Raw genomic sequence first — 4,027 nt, 5'->3', positions numbered from 1 at the left:
ACCTTAGATTTATTAAAAAAGTTAGCTCATATAACTTGAGACTACTCATTCCCATTCAAAATATTTATGTAATTAAATTTTATTTCCTCTGCACCCTGGCTGTCTCCAAAACTATTGGTGGCAGCTCTTTTTGAATGATTTCTTTTAATCCATAAAGAGCTTTCCTCACATAACCACCTTCGAAATTTCCTAATGGCTCTGGTAATTCATCTTCATCCAATATGAAGTATTCTCCATTTGGAAGTACCATAATATCGATGATTAAATCTTCAAAGGAAACCACTTCATCTTTTATTTGTGTGTTTTTTACGATATTAAAATAGGAACCTAAATACTTTCCTTTTATATCTCTCCATACGTATAAATTGTACGGACGGTCTTTCCAGTAATATGCGATTGTATAACTCCCTTTTGGGATTATTAACTTAGTATCATTTGCAGTCATTGTAAATGAATACTGCACCTCGTGAAATAAAACGATACTTTGTGATTGCTTTTCAAGTAATAAGCAATTGTGATCTACTATTGTTGAGTTATACCGGATTTTTCTTTCTATAATTTCAATTTTCGATGTAAGTAACTTATTCATTATTTTGTTTCCCCTTATGCTAGTTCTATCCTCAATTATATCCATTTATGTAGTGATAAAGAAGTGCGTAGTTTTTTATATGATGATTTATACAAGTACATAATAAAAACTCCTTCTTATTTAGAAAGAGTTTTTCACTATCCATGTTTCATATTTTTTCACTTCTAACGGAAGCTCATTTGTTTTTATGTAACTAACAGCACTATTACTCATGTTTTAACTTTTCCTTAACCGCATCATAAAATTTTCGTTCTTCATCAACATTCAAGTAAACACGACTTACTGTTTTAGAAAAGCCGTATAACAACTGCGCTTTCACTGGCTCTTTTAATGTTATTTCAAAAGTAGCAGGTTCTTTTATGAACTCCATAACAGTTGCATCCAATACCTGTTTCCCTTCTTTTTCCGTTAGCAATTCCCCCTTGTAGAACGCAATACTATCAATTTGTGTAAATGGCATAACAATTTTCTTTCCTAATCCGATTTGAATGATTACTTGTTCTTCTGTTACGACAAGGGGATTTTTGCGCATCGCTTGTATTTCAGCTATAAAATAAATCATCGCGTATACATTTAAAATAAGTAAAATCCATGCTATTACTGGATTCCACTGATGTAGTAAATAATGAAAACCAATGCTTTCAATTACTGTTGCATGAATAATCATGATATACACACCTATAGCACCAGTCTTTTTATGATATGAGTATACAGATTTACCTGTTGGTACTTTTTCACGCCACGATAAAAACGCATAATAGATTAACTTACACTCTGTTAGAATGACATCTACTAACTTACTTCTTTTCATAGTAGCGTCAAACGCTGCATCAATTGCATAAGAAAAGGAATAATTTTCTCTTCTATATTCTTTATATTTTTTTATTATTTTAGGAAGCACTCTAACAATTTTATAGAGAAGGAATAATTCTAGACCTACAAATGCAATTTCAGCCGCAACAATAATATAAGAGATGAATGAAAAAGCTTGTAAATAGTCACTTGGAATAATAAATCTTGCAAAAATATAACCAGCTATTACAACAGGAACTATATACGTTAACGAGTATCTTTTTCGAATAATGAAGAAATACGTGATGATTGGAATGACAAACATGCAATCTAATAATGACCCAAGCACAACTTCTTTCGGCGCAACTGGTATAATTGGAAGGGCATACAATAAATAGTTTGGTAGCATAATTAAAAAGACGAGTCCAATCCAAACACCTTTTCGCCTTCGTGATAGTGTAACCTCCATACGTTCACTCCTTTATTTAAAAACCTCATTTAAATGGTCTTTATAAAATGAAATGGCACGTTCAAATTCTTTTACTTCCTCTACTTTCACGACAGTTTCAAGTAATAATTTCATCGCTGATTCGTGATCGTTTACGTTATATTTTGCTAATGATAAAAATACTTTCATCGGAGCGTTCTCTGGGAATTTTTTCACCCCAGCTTCTAATACTGTAATTGCCTTTTCATATTCCCCTATACAACGATATGTACTTCCTAAACCAATATAAGCACCGCAAAGCGATTCGCCATCAAGTCCATTTGCGATTGCCTGCTCATAATACGGAACTGCTTCTGTTTCTAGCCCCATTACATCATGTATCCACGCACACTGATACAGTACTTCTGCATCCTTTGTAAAGTTTGTTAATCCTATAAGCATCTCTTTAGACTGCGCATATTTCTTTTCGTTTCTAAGTTTAATAGCTTGCTTTAATAAATGTTCCATAGAATCCACTCCTCACCAATTATTCTGTGTATAGCTCTTGATTGGTATACGCTTCACATTCGTGTAAAAGTAAAATTCCCACCAATTAAAGTTTCGCTTACTTATTACTATGCGGATTCATTCTCATCTAAAAACTTAATTTTAAAAAGCAGTGACACGATTACATAATAACTCTAAGCTTTTGACAATTTCTTTCGCTGTTTCATCTTTCCCATTACACAACTTCCCTTTACCATCCTGTCCAATTACATAATGCACAGCTCCGCGCGAATATAAAGAATGTGGTGAATTCGCAATCATTACATTCGCCCTTGCTTCTTTCATTCTATTTTTTGCTCTTTCAAACAGTTCTTCTTCATTTAAATCACTTTCAAGTTTAAAACCAACAAGTACTGTTTCTGGGTCCCATTCTTTTATTTGTTTTAATACTTTTGGAGCCTTTTGAAAGTGAATAATCGGTGCTATATCACTTGAAATTTTTCCGTTCATATTAAGAACATTACCATCTTGATCACAAATTTTCTCCACAATCCAATCTGATCCAGCCGCTGCCATAATGACTGCATCAATCTTTTCATGTGATATGATACTTTTCATTTTATCTTGTAAATCAACGATTCCTTCAAATGGATGTAATTCTAACCCTCTATGTACATCACTCGGTTTCTCCGCAAAATAACCGTGTAAATATATAACATGTGCCCCTTTAGCTAGAAGTTCTTCTGCGATTATCCTTCCGATTGTACCTTTGGCCATATTCGTATGCCCGCGTACTTGATCCCATTTTTCTAGACAACCACCGCTCGTAATTAATACCTTTTTCCCCTTCATTGTAACCATCCCTTACTAATTTTTCTTACGAAACCATTCTGTTCCAAAGTCAACTATATCACGCTGTTTCATTAGACGACACATTGCATTCCCTATCTTCCCATTTTTCACAGTTCCTTTTCGCTCAAACTCCACACCAATTTCTACAAACTTCTCAGATTCGTAATCCATTTCAAAAAACTCTTTCCACACTCTTTCACCGTTTTCTATAATAGGTGCTCCTACTTGTATTAACTCACATGCACCAGAACGCACCTCGGATAAATGAACAGACGTATTGGAATCATATCCAACACCAATTAATAATACGTACCCGTCTAAATCATATATTTTTCTTAATGGAGATTCTTCTCCAAAGCTCATTGATAACGAATGGTTCATTGTTATTTCTACTGCATGTTTTCCCCATGCAGCAAAACTTCCTAACGGATGATTACTACGTACTACATTCGGATATGTACGAAAACATTCAACTATTTCACCCATTCCCCTTGTTGGGGTTATACGTGAATCAAATGCTGGGACGTTATCTCGGATAATTTGCCACCAGTCTTCCGGTACAGGTGGTCTTGACCAATGTTTCGGATCGGACAAATCCGAAGATTGCGTTGGCATTATTATCGTTCCTTCTTCCGTAACAACTTTCATTAATGCTTCTACTACAGCAACCGCACCACCAGATATCCACCCGATAGAACTTAGTGATGAATGAACGATAATTGTCATTCCTTTTTCGACTCCTAATGCTTTTAAATCTTTTGTTATTGTTTCGATTGTATTTGGAAATTGTGTACTTGCTACTATTTCATTCATTTTCATATTGGTTCCCCCACTAGCTACGTAAATTTAAACTTCTATAT

5 protein-coding genes are annotated in these 4,027 nt (G+C 34.2%); all 5 read right to left on the bottom strand.

All coding sequences use genetic code 11. The features are described from left to right. Positions 1 to 79 precede the first annotated feature (79 nt). Entirely contained in the window at positions 80 to 589 is a 510-nt protein-coding gene (locus GBN78_RS28990) for a ribonuclease FAU-1 family protein (RefSeq protein WP_025966106.1), read from the bottom strand. Positions 590 to 794: 205 nt separating this feature from the next. After that, positions 795 to 1,850: a hypothetical protein gene (locus GBN78_RS28985; RefSeq protein ID WP_152127999.1), complete on the bottom strand. Its 1,056-nt coding sequence runs from the start codon at positions 1,848 to 1,850 to the stop codon at positions 795 to 797. A gap of 12 nt (positions 1,851 to 1,862) precedes the next feature. Further along, entirely contained in the window at positions 1,863 to 2,336 is a 474-nt protein-coding gene (locus GBN78_RS28980) for a tetratricopeptide repeat protein (protein WP_000400636.1), read from the bottom strand. A gap of 141 nt (positions 2,337 to 2,477) precedes the next feature. Next, complete coding sequence (locus GBN78_RS28975; RefSeq protein ID WP_000676724.1) at positions 2,478 to 3,167, bottom strand: phosphopantothenoylcysteine decarboxylase domain-containing protein; 690 nt, start codon at positions 3,165 to 3,167, stop codon at positions 2,478 to 2,480. A gap of 15 nt (positions 3,168 to 3,182) precedes the next feature. Next, positions 3,183 to 3,986, bottom strand: a complete 804-nt coding sequence (locus GBN78_RS28970; protein ID WP_000783343.1) for an AAC(3) family N-acetyltransferase — start codon at positions 3,984 to 3,986, stop codon at positions 3,183 to 3,185. Positions 3,987 to 4,027 lie beyond the last annotated feature (41 nt).

This window comes from Bacillus sp. B2-WWTP-C-10-Post-4 (assembly GCF_009183805.1).
Taxonomy (GTDB): Bacteria; Bacillota; Bacilli; order Bacillales; family Bacillaceae_G; genus Bacillus_A; species Bacillus_A cereus.
Note: the sequence above shows the minus strand (reverse complement) of the source record. Positions and strands in the feature narration are given on the sequence as shown.